Raw genomic sequence first — 2260 nt, 5'->3', positions numbered from 1 at the left:
CCGTCCGCGTGCGTGCAAAGCGCCTCGACTTCGCGCGCCGTCATGTCGCGGCCGGCCGCGAGCTTTTCCCCGCACTTGCAGCACACCCGGTATTCGAGAATCTTCTTGTTCGCCGGATCGACGTGTCGGCCGCTGTCCTGCCTTGTAGAGTGCCCGCAGGCTGGACAAACGACCGGCATCGGTGCAGGAATGTAGTGCCTGAACACGTAAGGCCTAACCGGGTCGCGGTTCTCCGCCACCGGATCGCGAGTCGCCACCGACTCACCACCGACCGCGCCCGATGACCGCCCTATGCTTGGGCCTATCGGCGCCCGCCGCCGCGCCGCCGCCCATCCCTCCCGCTCCTTCTCCTCCGCCCTGCTTCTCTGCTTGCTTCCCATTTGCGTCTCCTTGTTTCGTTTCTCCCGCCACCACCCGGCGGCCACCGACGACGGCCGCGATCTTGCGCTTGGTTTTCGCCTCGCACATCCCGCTGCTCGACAATCCCGACAGAGCCGCCGCCACCCAGCATCCCGTCAGCGCGTCGCCCCAGTCCCATGCGTCCCCTGGCGCGTGCGTCCATTCGTACCGCCATCCAAGCTGCGTCTCGTACTTCTGCGCCAGCCGTTCGGCCGCGACGTGTTCCGCGAACGGAAGGTGAGCCCGCCGCGTCGGCGCAGCGTGGAGCGTGCAGCCGCCAGGCTCGCCGGCCGTGCCGAGGAAAGCCCGTTGCGCCACCTCGCGCCAGTGGTCGACGTTCGCCATCGCGTATGGGCAATGCCTCGACTGCGGGCGCTGGTAGTGCGCCTGTTCGGCCGGCCGCCCGACGACGGTTGCCGCCGCCCACCTGTACCGGTGCGCCGCCCGCCCGATGGCCGGAACCACGCGGAACGGATACCGAGCCGCCTCGGCGAACCGGTGGACCGTCTCGCTCTCGAAGCTCGCGTCCACCAGCAAAAGCGACGGCAGGATGGCCGTCCCCTCTCGCATGAACTTCGCGCCGGCCAGTTGCCCGCACAGTTCCGTAAGACCGCGGTAGATGGATAGCTGCCGCGCCTGCGCGCTGGCCTTGTCGCCCCACAGCAGGCCGCGCCCCGGATGCCGCCCGTATGCCGCGACGTGGCAGGTCATCTTCTGGTCGAAGCCGGCCACGCACCAGTGCAGACCGCTCCGATTGATGTCGCAGTGTCCAACCAGCACGTTAGCCGCGGACGGGAGGTGGAACCGCGGCAGGTCGTTCGCGTGGGACAGGATTTGCTCGACCGTCAGTTCGTACTGGCCGGCCGCGACGTCCTTCGGGTCGTTCTGGTATTCCGCCCAGAACTGGTCCCCGCTTTCCAGCAGCAGCGTTTCCGCCGTCTGCAAGGCCGACGTTTCCCCCGCCCGCACCCGCTCCGGCCACGACACCTCCGCCCCCGCGTCCATCGCCGCCCGGTTCGCAAGATAGAACGCCGTCGCCGCGTCCGGCCCGTCGCCGTTCGCCAGCCCTTCCCGCAGCAGGTCTCCGTATTCCTTCCAAAGCGTGTCCTGCGCGTCCGGCCATTTCCGAACAAGCTGGCACGTCAGCCCCTGCCATTCCGGGTGCGCCCCGTGGTCGAGAAAGCGGTGCGCCAGGTCGCCCTTGCGGATCACGGTGCAGGGCATCACGGCGGCGATCTTCTTGCGCGGCCCCGCCAGCCCAAGCACGTCGCCCATGATGATCCGTTCGCGCATCGCGCATTGGCTCGGCGACTCCGCCGATTCGCGCGTCTGGGGGTCGTCCAGAAGCACGAAATCCGGCCGCAGCACCCGACCCGCCTTGTCGTCACGCCACTTGCCGCGGATGGCCCCCGTCAGCCCGTGGCCTTCCAGCACCGCTCCGTCAGACGGATAGGGGGCGTCCCGGCCCATCGGCGTCGGCAGGATGAGCGTTGCCTTGCCCCAGCCCAGACCCAGAGGCTTGAAGTCGCGTCGGAGCATGTATTTAGCTTTGATGGCCTTCCCCTCAGTGGCCTTGGCGTAGTGGCAGACGTGTGGGTAGTGCTCCAGCAAGGTAGGGCTTTCGATGAGTTGCGCCCGCACAAAGTCGGTGAGTGCTCCCGCCAGTTCCGCGGTCGCCGCCACGACCACCACATATCGCCGCTTGCCGGTGAGCATGACATACAGCAACGCCCACTTGAGAATCGTCGTCTTGCCGTGGCCGCGGGGCATCGCCAGCGCAAAGTGTCCACCTTTGTCTATCGCCTCGCGGATCTTCGCCAGCACCGCCAGGTGGTCATCGCTCCACTTGTCCGCGAACGCC

The 2260-nt window shown here is 67.8% G+C and carries 2 protein-coding genes; both read right to left on the bottom strand.

Annotated elements, in window-relative coordinates; genetic code table 11:
- On the bottom strand, positions 1–239 hold a 239-nt coding region (locus tag KA184_22420; GenBank protein MBP8132344.1), incomplete at its 3' end, for a hypothetical protein.
- A 22-nt stretch (positions 240–261) separates the two neighbouring features.
- Positions 262–2260 (bottom strand): phage terminase large subunit family protein (locus tag KA184_22415; protein ID MBP8132343.1); only part of this gene is annotated, 1999 nt, incomplete at its 5' end.

Source organism: Candidatus Hydrogenedentota bacterium, assembly GCA_018005585.1.
Classification (GTDB): Bacteria; Hydrogenedentota; Hydrogenedentia; order Hydrogenedentales; family JAGMZX01; genus JAGMZX01.
The sequence above is the reverse complement of the archived record's forward strand: the minus strand, read 5'-3'. Positions and strand labels throughout refer to the sequence as shown.